This window comes from Nesterenkonia sp. YGD6 (genome assembly GCF_022565895.1).
In the GTDB taxonomy this organism is placed as follows: domain Bacteria; phylum Actinomycetota; class Actinomycetes; order Actinomycetales; family Micrococcaceae; genus Nesterenkonia.
Genome location: NZ_JAJOYY010000001.1, coordinates 80,103 through 100,572 on the forward strand (window position 1 = coordinate 80,103; position 20,470 = coordinate 100,572).

Genomic DNA, 20,470 nt, shown 5'->3' on the forward strand with positions numbered 1-20,470 from the left:
CGATCAGATGCGGCAGGCGTGGATGGAGGAGACCAGGATCGCGCGGGCGCCGAGCTCGTAGAGCTCGTCCATCAGCTGGTTGGTCTTCTTGGCGGGGACCATCGAGCGCACGGCCACCCAGTTCTCGTCCGCCAGCGGAGAGATGGTCGGCGATTCCAGGCCCGGGGTGATCGCGGCGGCCGCCGGCAGCAGGTCCCGGTGCACGTCGTAGTCCATCATCACGTACTGGGCGGCGACCATCACGCCCTGCAGACGGCGGATGAGCCGGTCCAGGCCCTCGGGGTGCTGGTCGCGGCCGGAGATCAGGATCGCCTCGGAGCGCATGATCGGCTCGCCGAAGGTCTCCATCCCGGCGGCCTTGAGCGTGTTGCCGGTCTCGACCACGTCGGCGATGGCGTCGGCCACGCCGAGCCGCACGGAGGTCTCGACCGCGCCGTCGAGGTGGACGACCTCGACGTCGGGCACGCCCTGGTCCTGGAACCACTGGGCCAGCAGGCCGTCGTAGCTGGTGGCCACCCGGGTGCCGGCGAGGTCTGCGGCGCTGGTGAATCGTCCGGCGGGTCCGGCCAGGCGGAAGGTGGACTTGCCGAAGCCCAGCCCGAGGACCTCTTCGGCGCCGTGGTCCACCCGGGCGTCCTGGAAGAGGTCGCGGCCGGTCAGGCCGACGTCGAGGGTGCCGGCGCCGACGTAGACGGCGATGTCGCGGGGCCGCAGGTAGAAGAACTCCACCCCGTTCTCCTCATCGAGCATGACCAGTTCGCGCCGGTCGCGGCGCTGGACGTAGCCAGCCTCGGAGAGCATCTCCATGGCGGCCTCGGAGAGGGCGCCCTTGTTCGGAACAGCAATGCGCAGCATAGGGATCTCGTCTTTTCGTGTGCAGGTGACGGCGGTGTCGGCGAACTCGCCCGGGAGGTTCAGAGGTACTTGTAGACGTCCTCGGGAGCGATGCCCTTGGCGATCATCATGACCTGCAGATGGTAGAGCAGCTGGGAGATCTCCTCGGCGGTCTCCGCATCACTCTGATACTCGGCCGCCATCCAGACCTCGGCGGCCTCTTCGACGACCTTCTTGCCGATCTGATGGACGCCTGCATCGAGGGCTGCGACGGTGCCTGAACCCTCCGGACGGGTCTCGGCCTTCTGGGCAAGTTCGGCGTAGAGCTGATCGAAGGTTTTCACCGCTCCAGGGTATCTCACCGGTTCAGCGCGGCGATCTCCACGGCTGCGGCGACGGCGGCGTGGGCCGCCTCGAAGCCCTTGTCCTCCTTGGAGCCCTCCAGACCGGCGCGGTCCAGCGCCTGCGCCTCGTCGTCGCAGGTGAGCAGTCCGAAGCCGACCGGGGTGCCGGTGCTCAGCGCGACCTGGCTCAGACCGTCGGTGGCGGCGGTGCAGACATAGTCGAAATGCGGGGTCCCGCCGCGGATCACCACGCCCAAGGCGACGACGACGTCGAAGCTCCTCGCGGCATGGGAGGCGATCACCGGCAGCTCGAAGGAGCCGGGAGCCCGGATCACGGTGACGTGCTCAAGACCGATCTCCGCGCAGAAGCGGCGCGAGCCGGCGATCAGCCCGTCCATGACCACCTCATGCCAGCGCGAGGCGACGACGGCGACGCGCAGGTCCTGCTCGGCGGCAGCGGTGCGCAGCGCCGCCAGCTCGGAGGTCTCGATCTGGGGTGTTCCGGTGCCGCTCATGCGGGCTCCTCTGCTGTGGTGGTCGGTGTCATGGGGATCACTGCCGGTCAGGTGTCACTGTTCGTGACATCTCGCTGTTCGTGACATCTCGCTGTTCGTGACATCTCGCTGTTCGTGACGTCTCAGGGTTCGTGACGTCTCACTGCTCGTGCAGCTGGAGGTGGTCCAGCGTGTGGTTCATCCGGTCCCGCTTGGTCTCCAGGTACCGGCGGTTGGTCGCGTGCACCACTCCGGTGGAGGGCGCCAGCTCGACGTCGAGCCCGGCGCTGCGCAGGGTCTGCACCTTGAGCGGGTTGTTCGTCATCAGCCGCAGCCGGCGGATGCCGGCGGCGTAGAGGATCGCAGCGGCGCCGGAGAAGTCGCGCAGCTCCGCGGCCAGCCCCAGCATCTCGTTGGCCTCCACGGTGTCCGCGCCCTGCTCCTGGAGCTTATAGGCGCGCATCTTGTTGGCCAGACCGATCCCGCGGCCCTCGTGGCCGCGCAGATACAGCAGGTGCCCGCCGTCGTGCTGGATGGACTCCAGCGCGGAGGCCAGCTGAGTGCCGCAGTCGCAGCGCCGGGAGCCCAGCACGTCTCCGGTGACGCACTCCGAGTGCATCCGGATCAGCGGCCGCGTGGTGGCCTCATTGCCCTCACCGGGAGCCTCGGAGCGGGCGGAGATGAGCATGTGCTCGTGTCCGGTGGCGTGCTCGGTCCAGACCTGGGCGGCGAAGACTCCGTGATCGGTGGGCAGGGTGACCACCGGTCCGGGGGTCACCAGCTTGGACAGCTCGTCGCCGGGCGCCTCCCAGCTGGCGGCGACCGAGTCCATCGCGGTGCCCGGCTTGGGGGTGCCGCCGCGGTAGACGATCAGATCGGCGATCGAGATCAGCGCATACTCGTGCTCATCGGCGAACTTGCGCAGCGCGGGCAGGCGCATCATCCGGCCGTCGTCGTGGGTCAGCTCGGCGATGACGCCGACCTCGGGGAGCCCGGCGAGCCGGCAGAGGTCGACTGCGGCCTCGGTGTGGCCGTCGCGCCCGAGGACTCCCTGCGGATCGGCGATCAGCGGGAAGATGTGCCCCGGGCGGCTGAGGTCCGCCGCGGTGCTCGCCGAGTCTGCCAGCACCTTCACGGTGAGCGCCCGGTCGGCCGCGCTGATCCCGGTGCTGACCCCGGTGGTCGCGTCGGCGCTGATCGTGTACGCGGTGCCCTTGGGGTCCTCGTTGTCCACCACCATCGGGGGCAGTCCCAGGTGCTCGGCGCGTTCGGCGGTCATCGGGGTGCAGATCACGCCGGAGGTGTAGCGGATGGTCAGCGCCATCAGCTCGCTCGTGGCCATCGCGGCCGGGAAGATGATGTCGCCCTCGTTCTCCCGATCGGCGTCGTCGACGACGATCACCGGGCGCCCCGCGGCGAGCTCGTTGAGCGCGACGTCGATCCGGTCCAGCACCGGAGCAGGGGTCTCCGGCTGGGGAATTGCGGGCACCGACCCCGGCTTCTGGTCGGTCGTGGGCGGCTCATCGGCCGCACGCGGCTCGGCGGCGGCAGGGGCGACGGCGGCTGTCCGGTCAGCGGCGAGGTGCTGGTCGAACTGGAGCATCCGGCGGGCGTACTTCGCCAGCACGTCGACCTCGATGTTGACCTGTTCACCGATCCCGGTGCTGCCCAGGGTGGTCTCGGCCAGCGTGGTGGGGATCAGGCCGACCTCGAACCAGGGGTCGGTCGCCCCCGGGGCGGAGACCGCGGTGACGGTCAGCGAGACCCCGTTGATCGCGATCGAGCCCTTCTCCGCGATGTACGGCGCCAGCTCGGGGCTGATCAGGAAGCGGTGGCGGCCGTCCCGGGGATCTGCCTCGATGAGCTGCGCGAGTCCGTCGACGTGTCCCTGCACCACGTGCCCGTCCAGCCGGGCGCCGGAAGGCAGGCAGCGTTCAAGGTTCAGCGGGTCCCCCACCTTCAGCTGTCCCAGCGTGGTGCGCGAGAGGGTCTCGCGGATCAGCTCCACGCTGACCTGCTCGGCCTCGATGGCGACCGCAGAGACACAGACGCCGTTGACGGCGATCGAGCCGCCGAGCCCGAGCCCCTCGGTGTGTCCCGGGGCCGCGAAGCTCAGCCGCTCCACGCCCTTGGCCGGATCGAACCGACGTGTAAGGACCTCTCCCAGACCAGTCACGATTCCGGTGAACATGTATCTCCTTTCGGCTGCAGGTGCACACAGACATCGGAGTCCATGATCTGCACCGGCCCGCTCTCCGCGGGGTCAAGAGCGAAGCGGGGCGCCTCGCTCAGCGTTCTCACACCGATGTCACCGATGCTGTCACGGCCTGTTCCGAGCAGCAGCGGCGCATGGTAGGCGAATACCTCATCGACGAGATCGGCGGCGAAGAAGGCCGAGAGCACGCTCTGACCGCCTTCGACCAGGACATGCTTGATCGGATAGCCGCCGTGAGTGGTCTGCGCGAGCTCCTGCAGGGCCGCCAGCGGGTCTCGGGTGCGCAGCTGCAGCCAGCCGTCGCCCTCGGGAAGACCCTGGGTCAGCTTCATCCCCGGACGCACCGGAGTGATCCCCATCACCACCCGCAGCGGCTGACGCAGGGCGAGCTCCCCGGAGGGGGTGCGCGCGGTGAGCCGGGGGTCATCCACCGCGACGGTGTTGGTCCCGACCAGGATCGCGTCGGTCCGGCTGCGCACCATGTGGGTGTGGTCTCGTGCCGCTTTGGAGGTGATCCACTGGCTGGTGCCGTCTGCGGCGGCGATGCGCCCGTCAAGGGTCTGCGCCAGATGGGCGGTGACAAAGGGACGGGCCTGCCGGGCGGCTGCGACCCAGCGGTGGTTCAACGCCTCGCACTGCTGCGCCAGCACCCCGGAGACGACGTCGATGCCGGCGCGCCGCAGCACACCGGCTCCCCCGCCGTTGCTCGAGGGGTCCGCCGCGCCGTGGACCACACGTCCCACGCCGGCGTCGATGATCAGCTGGGTGCAGGCGGGCTGGCGGCCCTGATGTCGGCAGGGCTCGAGCGTGGAGTACAGGGTGGCGGAGCTGAGGTCCGCCCCGCCGGGGTGCTCACGGAAGAAGGAGACCAGTGCGTCACGCTCGGCGTGGAAGGTGCCGGCCCCGCGGTGGTGACCGATGCTCAGGACCTCAGACTCGGCGGAGACCAGGATCGCACCCACCAGCGGGTTGGCTCCGCGAACGCCGAGGAGGGCCGCCTCGAGGGCCTGGTGCATCACAGCTTCGTCTGGCACCGCATCGTCCTTCCCAGCGTGTCGACGCACTCCGGGGAGGCCGACGCCGCGGTGGCGTCGGTCGAGAACGAATGGCGGGCTCGCGGGGTCGCGGAAACAGCCACACGGACTCTCGTGCTTCTCCCATCCAGACTGTGACTGTCGGTACCGGAATTCCACCGGTTCAACCAAGCCATGCGCAGCGGACTGCGCATGATTCGGGTCGCGGACTATGACCGCCGGTTCGGACTTTCACCGATCCCGGAGCACGAAATGTGTAGCACCAAGTGTGCCACATGCGCGTCTCGCACGGGATCGATGCCGCTGAGGGTGAAATATCGGTTCGGCTGAGCCGTCGCGGCCGGTGAGGTGTCGCCGCGGCTGGAGCATCACGCGGGTGGAGGATCACGGCGGCGCGGACGAGACGAGAAGAGGGCCCGAGACCTGGTGGTCTCGGGCCCTCTTCATCTGCCGCCTGCCGGGCGGCCCATCTGAGCGGATGACGAGATTCGAACTCGCGACCCCCACCATGGCAAGGTGGTGCTCTAGCCAGCTGAGCTACATCCGCATGAGTTCAGGATGCCCTGCCGTCCCGGAGGATGGCCGCATTTCCTGCACTCAGTGCGCGATACTGGGATCGAACCAGTGACCTCTTCCGTGTCAGGGAAGCGCGCTACCGCTGCGCTAATCGCGCCTATGCGTGGTGTCTCCACCACCGTGGCGTGTCGTTCTGTGCTGCATCCATCATTCTGCTGTGTCACTGCATCTCGTCGCCGCCGCGTCCGGCGAACCGGATGCACCTGCGAGGTGGGGACGGGAATCGAACCCGCGTTAACGGCTTTGCAGGCCGCTGCCTCGCCACTCGGCCACCCCACCGCAGTCAACCGCCGACTTGACGAGTCTTGAGCTGACATTCAGTGGTAAGGCCTGATCAGGCCCTCACACCTTGAGAGGAACTCATAATGAATCCTCTCATACCTCACGTGCTTGATCTTACGAGCGGATGACGAGATTCGAACTCGCGACCCTCACCATGGCAAGGTGATGCTCTAGCCAGCTGAGCTACATCCGCAGTGCTGTCCCGACCGCAGTTTTTCGCGGCGTTTCAACGACTTGAAACGATAGCGCAGGTCTCGCCCGCACGTCCAATCGGGACGCGGCACCGGCCCCCGCGCCCCGGCAGGACACCGGCCTGGCCTCCGACTGAGCCCCGCAGCGCCCCGGTCCGACTCACTCCGGGCCGTGTCCGACCCAGGTGGCAGACTGGAGGCGATGACACAGCCAAGCCTCGCGCACGCCACAGATCACGGCCGCATGTATTCACGCTCTCTCAGCGGGACCCCTGAGGTGCCCTCGATCACCACGGTGATCTCGCAGGAGCACAAGGACCTGACCGGCTGGGCAGGGCACATGGCCAGCGCAGAGCTCGCCGGAGACGAGCGGCTGGCCAGCGCCGTCGGCTCCCCCGCCGAGCTCAAGCGACTCGCGCGGCAGGCCTCCTCGGCCGCCGAGCGCTTCCGTGACGCCGCCGCCGCCCGCGGGGATCGAGTCCACCACTACGCCGAACAGGTGGCGCTCGACTCCCTGGGGCTGGCTCACGGCGCCGATGAGGCCCGCGAGGCGCTCGCCGAGCACCGCGAGACCAGCTTCGCCGACCGCTTCGACGAATGGTGGCAGCTCTACGACGTGACCCCGCTGGCCGCCGAGGTGACCGTCTGGAACCACGCCCTGGGCTATGCCGGCACATTGGATCTGGTCGCCGACATCGGCGGGCGCACCTGCATCATCGACTTCAAGACCAAGGGACTGACCCGTGCTGGTCGCGCCAAGCCGCTGAGCGACTCCGTGGTGATGCAGCTGGTCGCTGGCATGCAGGCCGAGGAGATGCTGGTCGACGCCAGGGCCGGCGAATGGAAGCCCTGGCCCTACGGCGAGGACCCGATCCTGCTGGCGGTCGCGGTCTCCGAGGCCGAAGTGGTGCCGAACCAGGCCAATCCGGCGGTGCTGAAATCGCACTGGCACAAGTTCTGGGCGCTGCGCCAGGTCTGGGAGCACAGCAGATCCGCCGAGTCGGCGGGCACCGCGCTGCGTCCGATCGCGCCACCGCCGCTGCCCGCCCCAGCCGGCTCCGACGCTGAACAATGACAGAATGTCCCCCATGACTGTCCTGAGCATCCGCATGATCGGCGATCCGGTGCTGCGCACCCCCGCGGCCCCCGTGAAGACTGTGGACAACAGCACGGCGGAGCTCATCGCTGACATGTTCGAGACCATGGACGCCGTCGCCGGCATCGGTCTGGCGGCTCCGCAGGTCGGGGTGAGCCGCAGGATCTTCACCTTCGACGTGGTCGGAGAGCGTGGAGTTGTGATCAACCCCGAGCTGACGCTGCTCGGGGAGCGAAGCTTCACCGCGCGGGAGCCTGAGCACGGCACTGCCGAGGGCGAGAACCTGCTCCGCGAGGGATGCCTCTCGGTGGCCGACATCTACGCCCCGGTGACGCGCGCCCAGGAGGTGCTGCTCACCGGCACCGACGCCGACGGCTCCGCGGTCCGACTCGAAGCCACCGGACTGCTGGCCGCGTGCTTCCAGCACGAGGTGGATCATCTCGACGGCCGACTCTTCGTGGATCGACTCACCGGCGCAGACAAGGTCGCCGCAGTCCGGGCGCTGCGCTCACGGGAGTACGGCCAGGCCATCGATCAGACTCTCGGCTCCCGCAAGTCCAGCCACAGCAGCTTCTTCGCCTCCTGAAAGGCCGATACAGACCATGCAGCAGTTCACCGAAGAAACCCTGGCCGCGGCCCGCGCCAAGACGCGCGGCACCATCCCCGGACCCGGCCGGATCATCTTCGCCGGCACCCCGGAGATCGCCGCCACGGCGCTGCGGACGCTGCTGCGCTCGGGCGCCGAGGTCGCGGCAGTGCTCACCCGACCTGACGCCCCGGTGGGACGACGCCGGAAGCTGACCCCCTCCCCGGTGGCGCAGGTGGCCGAAGAGGCCGGCATCCTGGTGATCAAGGCCGACACCGTCGACGCCGAGGTCACCGCCGAGCTCACTGCGGTTCAGGCCACGCTCGGCGTCGTCGTCGCCTATGGCGCCCTGCTGCCGACTGCCGCGCTTCAGGCCCCCGCCCGCGGCTGGGTGAACCTGCACTATTCCCGACTGCCGCTGCACCGCGGCGCAGCGCCGGTGCCGCACACGATGCTCGCCGGCCAGACCGAGACCGCCGCCACGGTGTTCCAGCTCGAGCGCGGCATGGACACCGGACCGATCCACGGCACCTGCAGCTTTTCGATCGATGACGCCACCTCCGCCGGCACGGTCCTGGAGGAGCTGACGGTCCTCGGCGCCTCGCTGCTGATGGTGCTGCTGCCTGACCTTCTTTCTGGCAGCTCCACGCCTGAGGAGCAGGTCGGTGAGCCCAGCTACGCGCCGAAGCTCACTGCCGATGATGCCTTCATCGACCCGCGCCGCCCGGCCGCGGAGCTGGTGCACCGGATCAATGCGACCATTCCCGAGCCCGGCGCCTGGACGCTGAGCGCTGATCAGCGCATCAAGCTCGGCGTCGCGAGGCTCTACCGCCCCGAGCCGGGCATCACCGACGCCGGGCAGGCCGACGCCGCCCATGCGTCCGGACAGCCCGGGCAGCCGGCCGAGCCGGAGCCCGTCCAGGCCGCTCCCCCGATCGGCGAGGTGCGCCAGCTCGACCCCGAGCAGCCCGGCGCCCAAGCGCTGATCGGGTTCCGCGCCGGCGACGGTGCCGACGTGGTGCTCACCAGCGTCCAGCCCGCCGGCAAGCAGATCCTCAACGCCGCCGACTGGTACCGCGGCCTGCACGGCCAGGTGCTGCTGGGTGGGCCGGAGCAGGAGCGACCCGACCAGGTGCTCCCAGACCACGCCGCGAACACCCCCACCACACCCACCTCCCCGACGACCTCCACGACCCCCACGGAAGAGCGCACCCGATGAGCCACAGCGGCCGAGACGCAGGACAGCCGCCCAGTCGCAGGAACGAGAAGGGCCGCGAACGCAACCGCGGCGGAAAGGGCGCCGCCGGTCAGGGCAAGGCGGATCAGGGCAAGGGTGCGGCGGCACGCGGCTTCAGCGCCGCGGCACCCGCACAGCGCAAGCGTCGCGCTGATCCTGCGCGACTCACCGCCTTCACCGTGCTGCGCGCGGTCAGCCGCGACGACGCCTACGCCAACCTGACGCTTCCCGCCGAGATCAGGGCTAAGCGCCTGGACAAGCGTGATGCCGGCTTCGCCACCGAACTGACCTACGGCACGCTGCGCGGCACCGGCACCTACGACGCGATCCTGAGCGCCTGCGTGGACCGTCCGCTGGGCGAGCTCGACTCCCCAGTCCTGGACGCTCTGCGACTCGGGGCGCATCAGCTGCTGAACATGCGGGTCGAGACCCACGCCGCGGTGGATGAGACCGTGGCGCTGGTGCGCGCCGAGATCGGCGCCGGCCCCAGCGGGCTGGTCAACGCCGTGCTGCGCAAGGTCAGCGCCAAGACCCTGAGCGAATGGACCGAGAAGCTCTCCGCCGATCGCAAGCTCAGCGGCGACGACGCGCTCGCGCTGACCCACGCCCACCCCGCCTGGGTGGTGCGTGCGCTCCGCCAGTCACTGCGCCTGCACGGCCGCGGCACCGAGCTCGAGGCGCTGCTGCGCGCCGACAATGCCGCCCCCGAGGTCCATCTGGTCGAGCTTCCGGGGACCAGCCCGGCCGAGGGTGACCGGCTGCGCAGTGCACAGCAGGCCGGCGCCGTGGCATCCACCGCACTGACCGGGGCCGCGATCTTCCGCGGCGGCGACGTCGCCCGACTGCCCGGGACCCGCGAGGGCCAGCTGCGCGTCCAGGACATCGGCTCCCAGTGGGTCACCCGCGCCCTGGCTGACGCGGAGCTTCCCCAGGAGTCCGACACCGCCGAGCGCTGGCTCGACCTCTGCGCAGGTCCTGGCGGAAAGGCCGCGCTGCTGGCCGCACTGGCAGCCCAGCGCGGAGCCTCGGTGCTCGCCAATGAGCCCGCCGCCCACCGCGCGAAGCTCGTGACCAATGCACTGGCCGCGGTGGACCCGCAGGCCTGGACGGTGCGCACCGGCGATGGCCGCACCATCGCGGAGGCATCGGTCGGTTCCGGCTTCCAGCGCATCCTGGTCGACGCGCCGTGCACCGGCCTCGGTGCTCTGCGACGCCGCCCGGAGGCCCGCTGGCGGCGCACCCCCGGGGACCTCTCCGGGCTCACTGCACTCCAGCAGGAGCTCCTCGACGCCGCCGTCGGGGTCCTCGCTCCCGGGGGGCTGCTCGCCTATGTGACCTGCTCCCCACATATGGCCGAGACCGTGATCCAGGTCGATGACCTGCTGCGTCGCCACCCGGAGCTGGTGCTGCGCGACGCCCACGAGCCGATGCGTGCCGCGGCCGAAGACGCCGGCGCGGCGCTGCTGCGCGATGAACAGGGCAGCGCCAGCACCGAGACCGCCGCACGCTGTGTCCAGCTCTGGCCGCATGTGCACGGGACCGATGCCATGTTCTTCGCCCTGCTTCAGCGCCCGGTGGACGCGAAGAACGAGGCGCCTGCCGCCGAAGCGGACGCTGCTGCGGATGACCGGGCCGATAGGATCGCCTTGTGATCAGCCCCCGCATCCACCCCAGCATCCTCAACGCCGACTTCGCCAACCTCGCGAGCGAGCTGAGGCGGATCAGCTCCGCCGACGCCGTACACGTCGACGTGATGGACAACCATTTCGTGCCGAACCTGACCATCGGACTGCCGGTGGTGAAGTCCCTGCGCGCGGCCACCGAGCTGCCCATGGACATCCACCTGATGATCGAGGATCCGGACACCTGGGCGCCGCAGTACGCCGAACTCGGCTGCGAATCGGTGACCTTCCACGCCGAGGCTGCGCAGGCACCGATCCGGCTCGCCCGCGAGCTGCACTCCCAGGGCGCTCGATCGGCGATGGCGCTGAAGCCGGCCACCGGGATCGAGCCGTATCTGGACATGCTCGGAGAGCTGGACATGCTCCTGCTGATGACCGTGGAGCCAGGCTTCGGCGGTCAGAGCTTCCTGGACCTGATCCTGCCGAAGATCCGCCGCGCCCGGCAGGCCGTGGATGACCTGGGCGGGAACGTGGCGCTGCAGGTCGACGGCGGCATCAGCACCGAGACGATCCAGCGGGCCGCCGAGGCGGGTGCAGACACCTTCGTCGCCGGTTCGGCGGTCTACTCCGCCGAGGACGCCGCCTCCGCCATCGCCGAGCTGCGCAGACTCGCCAGCTGACGCCAGCGGTGGCTGCCGCCGGACTCAGCCGCCGACAAGCCCGCGGAGCTCGCGGCGAGAACGGATCTTCAGCTTCGCCATCGCGTTGGCCACGTGATACTCCACCGTGCGCACCGAGAGCACCAGCCGCTCGGCGACCTCGCGGTTCGTCAGTCCCTCCGAGACCAGCATCGCGACCTGCCGCTCGCGTCGGGAGAGACCACGCAGCGCCTCTTCCGCGCGGAGGCTCAGCACCGGCTCGGACTTCCCCGGAGGGCCTCCAGGTTCCCGGCTGGTGAGCTGACCCGCCGAGCGTCGAGGGTTCGCCGAGGACGCCGGGCCGCCCGCTCCCCCGGCCGCCGCCGCGGTCCCTGTGGTGGTCGTCCTGGCAGCGCTCGACATTGCCGCGGCTGACCTCACCGCTGGTGTCCTGGTTGCCGGCGCCCTGGTTGCCGGAGTCCTGGTCGGTGACGCCTCGGGCCCGGCGACGCCTGATCCGGAAACCTCGCGCCCTGAAACGTCGTGTCCCCGAACGCCCGGTCCCGGTACCCCGAAGCCGTCCGCTTCCCCGGCGAAGATCCGCGGGCGCAGCGCCTCCATCAGCTGATTGGCCCGGTCCAGCTGCGCCTCGGCGCGGCAGGACTGGAGCACCGAGGCTGCCCACACGGCCAGCTCCAGCGCGGTGGCCCGGTGCCGGGACAGCTCCTGCGGGTAGGCCGTGACCAGAGTGGCGATGTCGATGCTGAGCATCGCTCGGAAGATCCTGAACCCGCCGCCCTCCCCCGGCGGCTGGGTGGGCCGGATCGATTCGGCCGCGTCGTAGCCGCGCAGCACCTGGAGGAAGCTCTCCATCGACTCAAGCGGAGCACCCGCTCCCCAGCGTTCGAAGCCGCGCAGGTAGGGGGTGGTGAGGTGGCGCTGGAAGTCCACCACGCCGGACTCGCCCTCGGCGCTGCGCAGCAGGGCCGGCAGCATCGCCGCCCAGCCGCTGACATGCAGCGCCCGGGCGAGCATGCTCATCGCCTGGGGCTCCATCGCCCACCACACGGTGCCGTCGTTGCGCATGCTCAGCAGGTTCCGGGCCACTCCGCGGAAATCGTTCTGCGAGGCCGCCAGGGAGGCCTCCACCCAGTCGATGGTCCCGGTGGCCAGCGGAAGGTAAGCGAACTGGCTCTCGCGCAGCACCTCCAGCCGGGTGCGGACCGTCTCGATCTCCCCGCGGGCGGCGGGGAGCACCGCCGACACGGCGTAGGCGACATGGGAGGCGGCATTCTCCCCGCGTGCCAGACCCTCTCCCGCGGCGCGATCGGCCATCTGTTCGGCCTCGTCCCAGTAGGCAGAGCTGAACAGCAGCAGCGCCAGCTGGGAACGGGCATACATCACGTAGCTGCTGGTGCCGTCCTGGGCGGCGGCGACGCTGAGATCCTGATAGGCGCAGCCCATGTGTCCGATCTGCCGGTGCAGTCCCCCGCGCACCGCGTAGAGCGCCCCTTCGAACCGCTCGACGCCGGCCCGGCCATGCAGCTTCCTCAGCGCGGTCGAGACGTGGTCGATCATTGCGGCGGCATCACCGGGATCCTCCGCGGAGAACTCGATCCAGAAGCTGTTCAGCGACGCCATGCCCTGCAGCTGGCCGAGATCCCAGATGTCACCGAGCAGGTCGAGGCCGTCCCCCCGGCCCAGCACCTCGGCGAGCGCGGAGGAGACCTGTTTCGCCAGCGCGGCGCCGCGGCGGCGGCGCGCCGCGGCGTACAGTCGGGCGCTGACCTCGATGACGGACTCGGCATAGATGGGCAGCCCTCGGTCGGGCTGCGGGGTCACGGACTCCAGCTCCTGGAGCGCACCCTCGAGGTCCGACTGCTCCAGCATGATCAGCGCCAGGATCCCGGAGCGAGACGTCGACTCCGGCATCGCGCGCATGACGGGCTCCAGGGCCAGCAGGGCGGAGATCCGATTGGTCCGCACGGCGAGTCCGGCGAGCAGGTGGAGCGACTCCTCGTCGTCGAGGGCCATCGAGACGGCGAGCATGACGTGGTCGAAGGCTTCGCAGAACTCGTGACGCCTCGCGGCCTGCCGCGCGTAGCCGTGCAGCGCCGCGACGACCTCCTCCTGCTCACCCAGGGAAGGGTCCCGCCGGATAGCTTCGGCCAGGTGGCGCACCGATTCCTCCCCCTCCAGCACGCCCGCAAGCGCCAGCAGCAGCTGGGCCTGCTCCAGCTCCGCGGTGCCGCTGAGCACCGCGCGGCTCAGCGAGCGACGCGGCACCGCATAGCGGCCGGTCAGCTCCTCCCAGCTCAGCAGCGCGGTGCTCAGCAGTGCGGCGGGGTCCACGGCGGCTCCCACCGCGGCTTCGAGCTGGCTGCGACTCAGCGAGGTGTCAGCGGCGGCCAGCAGCGCAACGGCGCGGCGGTCGGGCTCTTCCAGACCGCTCATCTGGGTCATCACGTCTCGGTGCATTCCGCTGTAGTCCGCGGAACGCACGGTGGCCGCCAACGCCTGGTCGATGCTGCGGGCCCCGGAGGGGACCCGGCGCAGCCAGCGCCCCACCTGTTCCACCAGGCCTGGGTATCCATCGGTCTCGCGCAGCACCCGAGCCGCCACCGAGGTCGCGATCGGCAGCTCGGAGTGCGCCTCCAGCAGCTCACCCACCTGCCGCAGCGGCAGCGGCTGCAGGCCGATGTAGGTGCCGCGCGGGCTGGCCTGAGCGAGCCGGATGAGCCGCTGAACCTCGGGCCGCACTGAGCCCTGGGTGCTCAGCACCACGAGCACCGGGCCGTTCTGGAAGAGACTCAGCCCGCGCCAGAGCGCATCGGCGGAGACCTCGTCGATCAGGTGCAGGTTCTTGACGCTCACCAGGTAGGGCACCTGCAGGCTCTGCCCGGCATCGAAGCTGGCGGCCAGGAGATCCTCCAGCTCGTCGGGGCCGGTGGAGCCGGCGCCGAGAAGATGTCGGATCGCGGATCCGGCGCGGGCGCCGAAGGACTCGTCGAGCAGGATCGTGCGTTCGTCCCATTCCGGATACGACTCCATCGCCTGATGCAGCAGACGGGTCTTCCCTGAGCCGGTGAAACCCTCGATGACCACGAACTGTGCCGTGCCCGTCCGCGCGCGCTCAGCAGCCCTGCGGATCAGCTCGATCTCTTCGCGCCTGCCCACAAAAGGGTCACTGCGGTGCACCGTGGGCTCCTCTATTGATGGATCAGATGCCCGTCAACTATACCGGCCCGTATCTTCTACTGGGTTTCACCGGTCGAACTACGTGGTTTTGCTCCATCTGCGCGAGGCGCCTGCGCACGCGGCGTGTAATGGAAGGGCCTCCTCGGAGGCGCAGGTGGTCCGGAGAGAAAGTTCAGGGGGTTCTCTCCGGACCATCCGTGCGTCCGGGGTCTCCCGCAGGAGGTTCTGCGCGGGCCTGCGGTGAGTCCTGCACCGCACGGCAGGGCGGGACCATCACCGGGGATGAAAAGACCGGTGGCGCTCTCAACCTTCCCCAGAAGAGACCGCCACCGGTACAGACTTGAGTCTAACGGAATCCGAATCTGGGCTGCACCACGGTTGCACCTGAGGTTGAAGGTCCGTGCAGCTCCTCGCGGCGCAGCTCCGCGATCGCGTTCTCGAAGTCCTGCAGCGAATCGAACCCGCGGTACACCGAGGCGAAACGCATATAGGCGACCACGTCCAGGCGGCGCAGCGGGCCGAGGATCGCGAGCCCGACGTCGTTGGCATCCACCTCGGCGTTGCCCGCGGCGCGGATGTTCTCCTCCACCTCCTGGGCCAGCACGGCGAGGTCATCGTTGGAGACCGGCCTGCCCTGGCACGCCTTGCGGACGCCGTTGATCACCTTGGACCGATCGAAGGGCTCGGCCGCTCCGGAGCGCTTGATCACGTTCAGGCTGGTGGTCTCCATGGTGGTGAACCGCTTGGAGCACTGCGGGCACTGCCGACGTCGCCGGATGCCGGAGCCATCATCGAGCATGCGGGAGTCGACGACTCGGGAGGAGTCATGGCGGCAATAGGGGCAGTACATGCCCCGAGTCTACCCACCACATATAGTGTGCTTCAAATCTTCGACCACAAGATGTTGTGACGCTGTCGGCCTGCGTCTGCTGGCGCCGACCGGGTGGCTCAGTCCGCTCAGAGCTCCAGGCAGCCTGGGCCGAGCAGCACCTTGAGATCCCCGAAGAGCGCCGGCGAGGGACTGACCTGGTACTCGTGGCCCAGCCGCATGAGCTCGATCTTGTCCCCAGAGAGCAGCCGCACGTGCACGTCGCTGTTGCCGCGATGCGCGCGCAGGGTCCGTCCCAGCTCCATGACCAGGTGTTCCGAGGCCCGCTGGGACGAGACGGAGACGACGACGGGCCCGGCGTTGCCGTCCTCATTGATCTCCGGCACGGTCACGTCCATGGCCTTGAGCGTGACGCTGCCGTCCTCACGCCGGTCGATCTGACCCTTCACCGAGACCACCAGGTCCTCGGCCAGGATCATCGAGACCGCCTGATAGGTCTTGCCGAAGAACATCACCTCGATGGTGCCGGCCATGTCCTCGATCTCGGCGCGTGCGTAGGGGTTTCCCGAGGACTTCGCCACCCGGCGCTGCAGCGAGGTGATCATCCCGGCGATCGTGATCCCGGCGCCGTCGGCCGGGCCGTCCTCCCCCATCACCGAGGAGATGGAGCGATCCGCATGGTGGGCCAGGACCCGTTCCAGGCCCTGGAGCGGATGGTCAGAGACATAGAGGCCGAGCATCTCGCGCTCGAAGGAGAGCTTGTCCATCTTCTCCCACTCCGGCAGGTCGGGGACGCTGACCGAGAGCGAGTCTCCGAGCTCCATGTCGGCGCTGCCGAAGAGGTCGGTCTCATAGGCCTGGGAGCCCTTCTTCTCCGAGATCGCCTGGTCGATGGCCTGCTCGTGGATGGTCACCAGCGCCCGCCGGGTGTGCCCGAGCTCGTCGAATCCGCCGGCCTTGATCAGCGATTCGACGGTGCGCTTGTTGCACACCTGCATCGGCACCTTCTTCAGGAAGTCGGCGAAGGTCTCGTAGCGGCCCTTCTCCTCCCGCGCGGAGACCATCCCGGCGACCACGTTGGACCCGACGTTGCGCACCGCGCCCATGCCGAAGCGGATGGTGTCGTCACCGACCGGGGTGAAGGTCAGCGCGGACTCGTTGATGCTCGGGGAGGTCACCGTGACACCCATGCGGCGGCACTCGGAGAGGTAGAGCGCGAGCTTGTCGCGGTTCTCACCCACCGAGGTGAGCAGGGCGGCCAGGTACTCGGCACGGTAGTTGGCCTTGAGATAGGCGGTCCAATACGCGATCAGCCCGTAGGCGGCGGTGTGGGCCTTGTTGAAGGCGTAGTCGGAGAACGGAAGCAGCACGTCCCACAGCGCCTTGATCGCCGGGGCGGAGTAGCCGTGGGACTCCATGCCGGAAGAGAAGTTCACGTACTGCTTGTCCAGCTCGGATTTCTTCTTCTTGCCCATGGCGCGGCGCAGGATGTCGGCCTGGCCCAGCGAGTAGCCGGCGACCTTCTGCGCGATGGCCATGACCTGCTCCTGGTAGACGATCAGCCCGTGGGTGGTGCCCAGGATCTCGAGCAGCGGCTCCTCCAGCTCCGGGTGGATCGGGCTGACGTCCTGATGCCCGTTCTTGCGCAGCGCATAGTTGGTGTGCGAGTTCGCACCCATCGGCCCCGGGCGGTAGAGCGCCAGGGCGGCCGAGATGTCTTCGAAGTTGTCCGGGCGCATCAGTCGCAGCAGCGAGCGCATGCCGCCGCCGTCGAGCTGGAAGACTCCCAGGGTGTCTCCGCGGGCCAGCAGATCATAGGCGGCCCGGTCGGTGAGCTCGAGGTTCTCCAGGTCGAGCTCGATGCCCTTGTTGAGCTGAATGTTCTCCAGGCAGTCGGAGATGATCGTGAGGTTGCGCAGACCCAGGAAGTCCATCTTGATCAGACCCAGGTTTTCGCAGATCGGATAGTCGAACTGCGTGATGATCGCGCCATCCTGCTCGCGCTTCATGATCGGGATGATGTCGATCAGCGGGTCGCTGGACATGATCACCCCTGCCGCGTGCACGCCCCACTGGCGCTTCAGCCCCTCCAGCCCGGAGGCGAGGTTGAAGATCTCCTTCATCCGTGGGTCCGAGTCGACGAACTCCCGCATCTCGGCGGCCTCGGAGTACCGGGCCGACTTGGACTCGTAGATGTCACCCAGCGGCATCGGCTTGCCCATGGCGTCGGGCGGCATCTTCTTGGTCAGCTGGTCGCCTGTGGAGAAGGGTTCCCCCATGACCCGGGCGGAGTCCTTCAGCGCCTGCTTGGACTTGATCGTGCCGTAGGTGACGATCATGGCCACGCGCTCGTCGCCGTATTTGTTGACCACGTACTGGATGACCTCGGAGCGCCGACGGTCATCGAAGTCGACGTCGAAGTCGGGCATGGAGACGCGGTCGGGGTTGAGGAAGCGCTCGAAGATCAGCCCGTGCTGCAGCGGGTTGAGGTCGGTGATGCGCATCGCGAAGGCGACCATCGAGCCGGGCCCGGAACCGCGGCCCGGACCCACTCGGATGCCCTGCTCCTTGGCCCAGGTGATGAAGTCGGCCACGACCAGGAAGTAGCCCGGGAAGCCCATCTGGGTGATGACGCCGATCTCGTACTCGGCCTGCTTGCGCACCTCGTCCGGGATGCCGTTCGGGAACCGGTAGTGCAGACCCTTCTCGACCTCCTGGATGAACCAGGACTCCTCGGACTCTCCATCGGGCACCGGGAACCGGGGCATGTAGGAGGCGGACTCGTTGAACTCGACCTGGCAGCGCTCGGCGATGGCCAGGGTGTTGTCGCAGGCGTCGGGGAAGTCGCGGAAGAGGTCGCGCATCTCGGCGGCGGACTTGAGGTAGAACTCCTCGGAGCCGAACTTGAACCGGTTCGGGTCATCCAGGGTGGAGTTCGACTGCACGCACAGCAGCGCCCCGTGGGCCTTGTGGTCATGCTGGTGGGTGTAGTGCAGGTCGTTGGTGGCGACCATCGGCATGTTCAGCTCGCGGGCGAGCTTGATCAGGTCCTGTTTGACCTTGCGCTCGATGTCCAGGCCGTGGTCCATCAGCTCGCAGTAGAAGTTCTCCCGCCCGAAGAGGTCCTGGTACTCCCCGGCGGCCTTCTTCGCCTCCTCGTACTGGCCCAGGTGCAGCCGGGTCTGGATCTCTCCGGAGGGGCAGCCGGTGGTGGCGATGATCCCCTTGCCGTAGGTCTCCAGCAGCTCCCGGTCCATCCGCGGCTTGTAGAAGTAGCCTTCCAGGGAGGCCAGCGAGCCCATCCGGAAGAGGTTGTGCATCCCGGTGGTGTTCTCCGCCCACATGGTCATGTGCGTGTAGGCGCCGCCGCCGGAGACGTCCTTCTCCCCGATGACCCCGTCGCCCCATTTCACCCGGGTGCGGTCGGAGCGATGCGTGCCCGGAGACAGGTAGGCCTCGAGTCCGATGATCGGCTTCACGTCGTAGTTCTGGGCAGTCTTCCAGAACTCGTAGGCGCCGAAGAGGAACCCATGGTCAGTGGTGGCCACTGCGGGCATGCCGAGATTCTGGGTCTGTTCGAAGAGCTCCCCGATCTTCGCGGCGCCGTCGAGCATCGAGTACTCGGTGTGGTTGTGCAGGTGGACGAAATCGCCGGTGGTTGCCATGCTCAGCCGTTCTCCAGGATCTCGAGGGCCTGGGCCAGGTCCGCGGGGTAGTCGGTGCGGTAGCTCACCCAGTCGCCGTTGCCGGGGTGGTGGAACCCGAGCTCCACCGCGTGCAGCCACTGCCGGGTCAGTCCGAGATCGGCGGCCAGCTGCGGGTCGGCGCCGTAGGTGAGGTCTCCCGCGCAGGGGTGGCCCAGCGCGGAGAAGTGGACCCGGATCTGGTGGGTCCGGCCGGTCTCCAGCGTGACGTCCATCAGGCTGGCCCGGCCATAGGCCTGCTGCAGCCGGTAGTGGGTGCGGGACTCACGGCCGCCGTCGAGCACCGCGAACCGCCAGTCGTGTCCGGGGTGCCTGCCGATGGGGGCGTCGATGGTCCCGTCCACCGGATCGGGCAGCCCCTGGACCAGCGCGTGGTAGCTCTTATGGGTGGTGCGCTGGCGGAAGGCGTCCTTGAGCAGGGTGTAGGCGTGCTCGGTCTTGGCCACCACCATCACCCCGGAGGTGCCCACGTCGAGGCGGTGCACGATCCCGCGGCGCTCCTGGGCCCCGGAGGTGGAGATCTCCACCCCGGCGGCGAGCAGGCCCCCGATCACGGTGGGCCCGGTCCAGCCGGGTGAGGGATGCGCGGCCACGCCGACGGGCTTGTCCACCACCACGATCTCGGTGTCCTGGTGCAACAGGGTCATGTCTTCCACAGCTTCGATCCTCACCTCCAAGGGGTCATGCTTCTCGGGCACGACGACGGCGAGCTCGGTGCCGGCGGCAAGCCGGTCAGACTTCTTCACCGTCCGCCCGGCGGAGCGCCCCTGGGTGCGGTCCTGCGCCCAGGTGACCCGCCCGTCCTTGAGCCACTGGGTGGTGTCCGTGCGGGAGACCTCGAAGAGGGTGGCCAGCACGGCGTCGGCGCGGCCGCCGTCGAGCTCTGCGGGCACTGCGATGTCCTGGGTGCTCATGCGTCGGTCTCCGCAGCGTCGATGTTCGCGGTGTCAGACTTCCGGTGGTCAGATTTCCGGGTGTCGGTGTTCGCCGTGCCGGTGTTCGCGGTGTCAGACATCTTCCCGCTCTGTTCCCGGGTGCCGTCGAGGTTCAGCCCGAAGACCATCATCGTGCAGATCGCGATGATCGAGCACACGATGAAGGAGTCGGCGATGTTGAAGATCGCGAAGTTCGGCACGGCGATGAAGTCCACCACGTGGCCCTGACCGAAGGTGCTGATCCCTTCCCCGTTCAGGGAGGGGTCGCGGAAGATCCTGTCGGTGAGGTTGCCGGCGACTCCGCCGGCGAGCCCGCCCAGGCCCAGCGTCCAGAGCCAGGAGCCGCCGAGGTCGCGGCTCTTGAAGACCACATAGCCGAGCACCGCGATCATGATCAGCGTGAACACCCAGGTGTAGTCGGTGCCCATGGAGAAGGCGGCACCCGGGTTCAGGTGGTAGCGCCAGTAGAGCACCGGGGGCAGCACCTCGGTCCGCTCCCCCAGGGTCATCGTGGTTTCGACCCACACCTTCGTTAACTGATCAGCGGCCCAGGCGAACACCGCCAGGGCCGCTGCCACGATGAGCGCAGTTCGGCGGGACGGGGTTCGCATGGACCGCTGATGGTCATCTGAGAGCTGTTTCGACACCGTTGGAT

Annotated in this window: 15 protein-coding genes, 4 tRNA genes and 1 riboswitch; of the genes, 5 read left to right on the forward strand and 14 right to left on the reverse strand. The window is 68.8% G+C overall.

Features of this window, described 5'->3' with window-relative positions; all coding sequences use genetic code 11:
- Positions 1–3: 3 nt before the first annotated feature.
- From hisG to LTI14_RS00410, 9 genes are all read right to left on the reverse strand, one after another.
- Positions 4–855 carry an ATP phosphoribosyltransferase gene (hisG, locus tag LTI14_RS00365; protein ID WP_241464350.1) on the reverse strand — a complete coding sequence of 284 codons (852 nt, stop codon included), beginning with the start codon at positions 853–855 and terminating at the stop codon, positions 4–6.
- A 59-nt stretch (positions 856–914) separates the two neighbouring features.
- Complete coding sequence (locus LTI14_RS00370) at positions 915–1,178, reverse strand: phosphoribosyl-ATP diphosphatase (protein ID WP_241464349.1); 264 nt, start codon at positions 1,176–1,178, stop codon at positions 915–917.
- 14 nt (positions 1,179–1,192) lie between these two features.
- Positions 1,193–1,693, reverse strand: a complete 501-nt coding sequence (gene ribH / locus LTI14_RS00375) for a 6,7-dimethyl-8-ribityllumazine synthase (protein WP_241464348.1) — start codon at positions 1,691–1,693, stop codon at positions 1,193–1,195.
- Between the two features lie 139 nt (positions 1,694–1,832).
- Positions 1,833–3,863: a 3,4-dihydroxy-2-butanone-4-phosphate synthase gene (gene ribB, locus LTI14_RS13170; RefSeq protein ID WP_342357703.1), complete on the reverse strand. Its 2,031-nt coding sequence runs from the start codon at positions 3,861–3,863 to the stop codon at positions 1,833–1,835.
- Positions 3,845–4,921, reverse strand: coding sequence for a bifunctional diaminohydroxyphosphoribosylaminopyrimidine deaminase/5-amino-6-(5-phosphoribosylamino)uracil reductase RibD (gene ribD / locus LTI14_RS00390; protein ID WP_241469951.1), 1,077 nt, complete (start codon positions 4,919–4,921; stop codon positions 3,845–3,847). The genes ribB and ribD overlap by 19 nt, the downstream gene beginning before the upstream one ends.
- Positions 4,922–5,031: 110 nt before the next feature.
- A riboswitch (FMN riboswitch) is annotated at positions 5,032–5,174 on the reverse strand.
- 220 nt (positions 5,175–5,394) lie between these two features.
- Positions 5,395–5,468: transfer RNA gene (locus LTI14_RS00395), tRNA-Gly, on the reverse strand.
- Between the two features lie 54 nt (positions 5,469–5,522).
- A tRNA-Val gene (locus tag LTI14_RS00400) sits at positions 5,523–5,594 on the reverse strand.
- Positions 5,595–5,705: 111 nt separating this feature from the next.
- Positions 5,706–5,776, reverse strand: a tRNA-Cys gene (locus LTI14_RS00405).
- A gap of 122 nt (positions 5,777–5,898) precedes the next feature.
- Positions 5,899–5,972 (reverse strand) — tRNA-Gly (locus tag LTI14_RS00410).
- Between the two features lie 200 nt (positions 5,973–6,172).
- Between LTI14_RS00410 and LTI14_RS00415 the strand changes: the two genes are divergently transcribed.
- The 5 genes from LTI14_RS00415 to rpe are packed head-to-tail and all read left to right on the forward strand — an operon-like array spanning position 6,173 to position 11,191.
- On the forward strand, positions 6,173–7,045 hold the full coding sequence (locus tag LTI14_RS00415) for a PD-(D/E)XK nuclease family protein (RefSeq protein WP_241475193.1): 873 nt from the start codon (positions 6,173–6,175) through the stop codon (positions 7,043–7,045).
- 13 nt (positions 7,046–7,058) lie between these two features.
- Positions 7,059–7,652 (forward strand): peptide deformylase, encoded by a 594-nt coding sequence (gene def, locus LTI14_RS00420; RefSeq protein WP_241475195.1) that lies wholly within the window; start codon positions 7,059–7,061, stop codon positions 7,650–7,652.
- A gap of 16 nt (positions 7,653–7,668) precedes the next feature.
- Positions 7,669–8,871, forward strand: coding sequence for a methionyl-tRNA formyltransferase (locus tag LTI14_RS00425; protein WP_241475196.1), 1,203 nt, complete (start codon positions 7,669–7,671; stop codon positions 8,869–8,871).
- Positions 8,868–10,541, forward strand: a complete 1,674-nt coding sequence (locus LTI14_RS00430) for an RsmB/NOP family class I SAM-dependent RNA methyltransferase (RefSeq protein WP_241475198.1) — start codon at positions 8,868–8,870, stop codon at positions 10,539–10,541. The genes LTI14_RS00425 and LTI14_RS00430 overlap by 4 nt, the downstream gene beginning before the upstream one ends.
- Entirely contained in the window at positions 10,538–11,191 is a 654-nt protein-coding gene (gene rpe, locus LTI14_RS00435) for a ribulose-phosphate 3-epimerase (RefSeq protein WP_241475199.1), read from the forward strand. The genes LTI14_RS00430 and rpe overlap by 4 nt, the downstream gene beginning before the upstream one ends.
- Before the next feature lie 24 nt (positions 11,192–11,215).
- Here the strand turns inward: rpe and LTI14_RS13175 are convergent, their stop codons facing one another.
- The 5 genes from LTI14_RS13175 to LTI14_RS00460 all read right to left on the reverse strand — a co-directional run bounded on the left by LTI14_RS13175 (position 11,216) and on the right by LTI14_RS00460 (position 20,462).
- On the reverse strand, positions 11,216–14,347 hold the full coding sequence (locus LTI14_RS13175; protein WP_241475201.1) for a LuxR C-terminal-related transcriptional regulator: 3,132 nt from the start codon (positions 14,345–14,347) through the stop codon (positions 11,216–11,218).
- A 346-nt stretch (positions 14,348–14,693) separates the two neighbouring features.
- Positions 14,694–15,197 (reverse strand): transcriptional regulator NrdR, encoded by a 504-nt coding sequence (gene nrdR, locus LTI14_RS00445; protein ID WP_241464339.1) that lies wholly within the window; start codon positions 15,195–15,197, stop codon positions 14,694–14,696.
- A 107-nt stretch (positions 15,198–15,304) separates the two neighbouring features.
- Positions 15,305–18,841: a DNA polymerase III subunit alpha gene (gene dnaE / locus LTI14_RS00450; protein WP_241464338.1), complete on the reverse strand. Its 3,537-nt coding sequence runs from the start codon at positions 18,839–18,841 to the stop codon at positions 15,305–15,307.
- A 2-nt stretch (positions 18,842–18,843) separates the two neighbouring features.
- A complete protein-coding gene (locus LTI14_RS00455) occupies positions 18,844–19,794 on the reverse strand; it encodes an RluA family pseudouridine synthase (protein WP_241469956.1) in 951 nt (316 codons plus the stop codon).
- Complete coding sequence (locus LTI14_RS00460) at positions 19,791–20,462, reverse strand: signal peptidase II (RefSeq protein ID WP_241475203.1); 672 nt, start codon at positions 20,460–20,462, stop codon at positions 19,791–19,793. The genes LTI14_RS00455 and LTI14_RS00460 overlap by 4 nt, the downstream gene beginning before the upstream one ends.
- Positions 20,463–20,470 lie beyond the last annotated feature (8 nt).

Coding starts and splice junctions, on each gene's coding strand:
- ribH (WP_241464348.1), bottom strand. CDS start 1,693: ATGAGCGGCACCGGAACACCCCAGATCGAGACCTCCGAGCTGGCGGCG.
- LTI14_RS00430 (WP_241475198.1), top strand. CDS start 8,868: ATGAGCCACAGCGGCCGAGACGCAGGACAGCCGCCCAGTCGCAGGAAC.
- ribB (WP_342357703.1), bottom strand. CDS start 3,863: ATGTTCACCGGAATCGTGACTGGTCTGGGAGAGGTCCTTACACGTCGG.
- dnaE (WP_241464338.1), bottom strand. CDS start 18,841: ATGGCAACCACCGGCGATTTCGTCCACCTGCACAACCACACCGAGTAC.
- LTI14_RS00455 (WP_241469956.1), bottom strand. CDS start 19,794: ATGAGCACCCAGGACATCGCAGTGCCCGCAGAGCTCGACGGCGGCCGC.
- LTI14_RS00415 (WP_241475193.1), top strand. CDS start 6,173: ATGACACAGCCAAGCCTCGCGCACGCCACAGATCACGGCCGCATGTAT.
- nrdR (WP_241464339.1), bottom strand. CDS start 15,197: ATGTACTGCCCCTATTGCCGCCATGACTCCTCCCGAGTCGTCGACTCC.
- def (WP_241475195.1), top strand. CDS start 7,059: ATGACTGTCCTGAGCATCCGCATGATCGGCGATCCGGTGCTGCGCACC.
- LTI14_RS00425 (WP_241475196.1), top strand. CDS start 7,669: ATGCAGCAGTTCACCGAAGAAACCCTGGCCGCGGCCCGCGCCAAGACG.
- hisG (WP_241464350.1), bottom strand. CDS start 855: ATGCTGCGCATTGCTGTTCCGAACAAGGGCGCCCTCTCCGAGGCCGCC.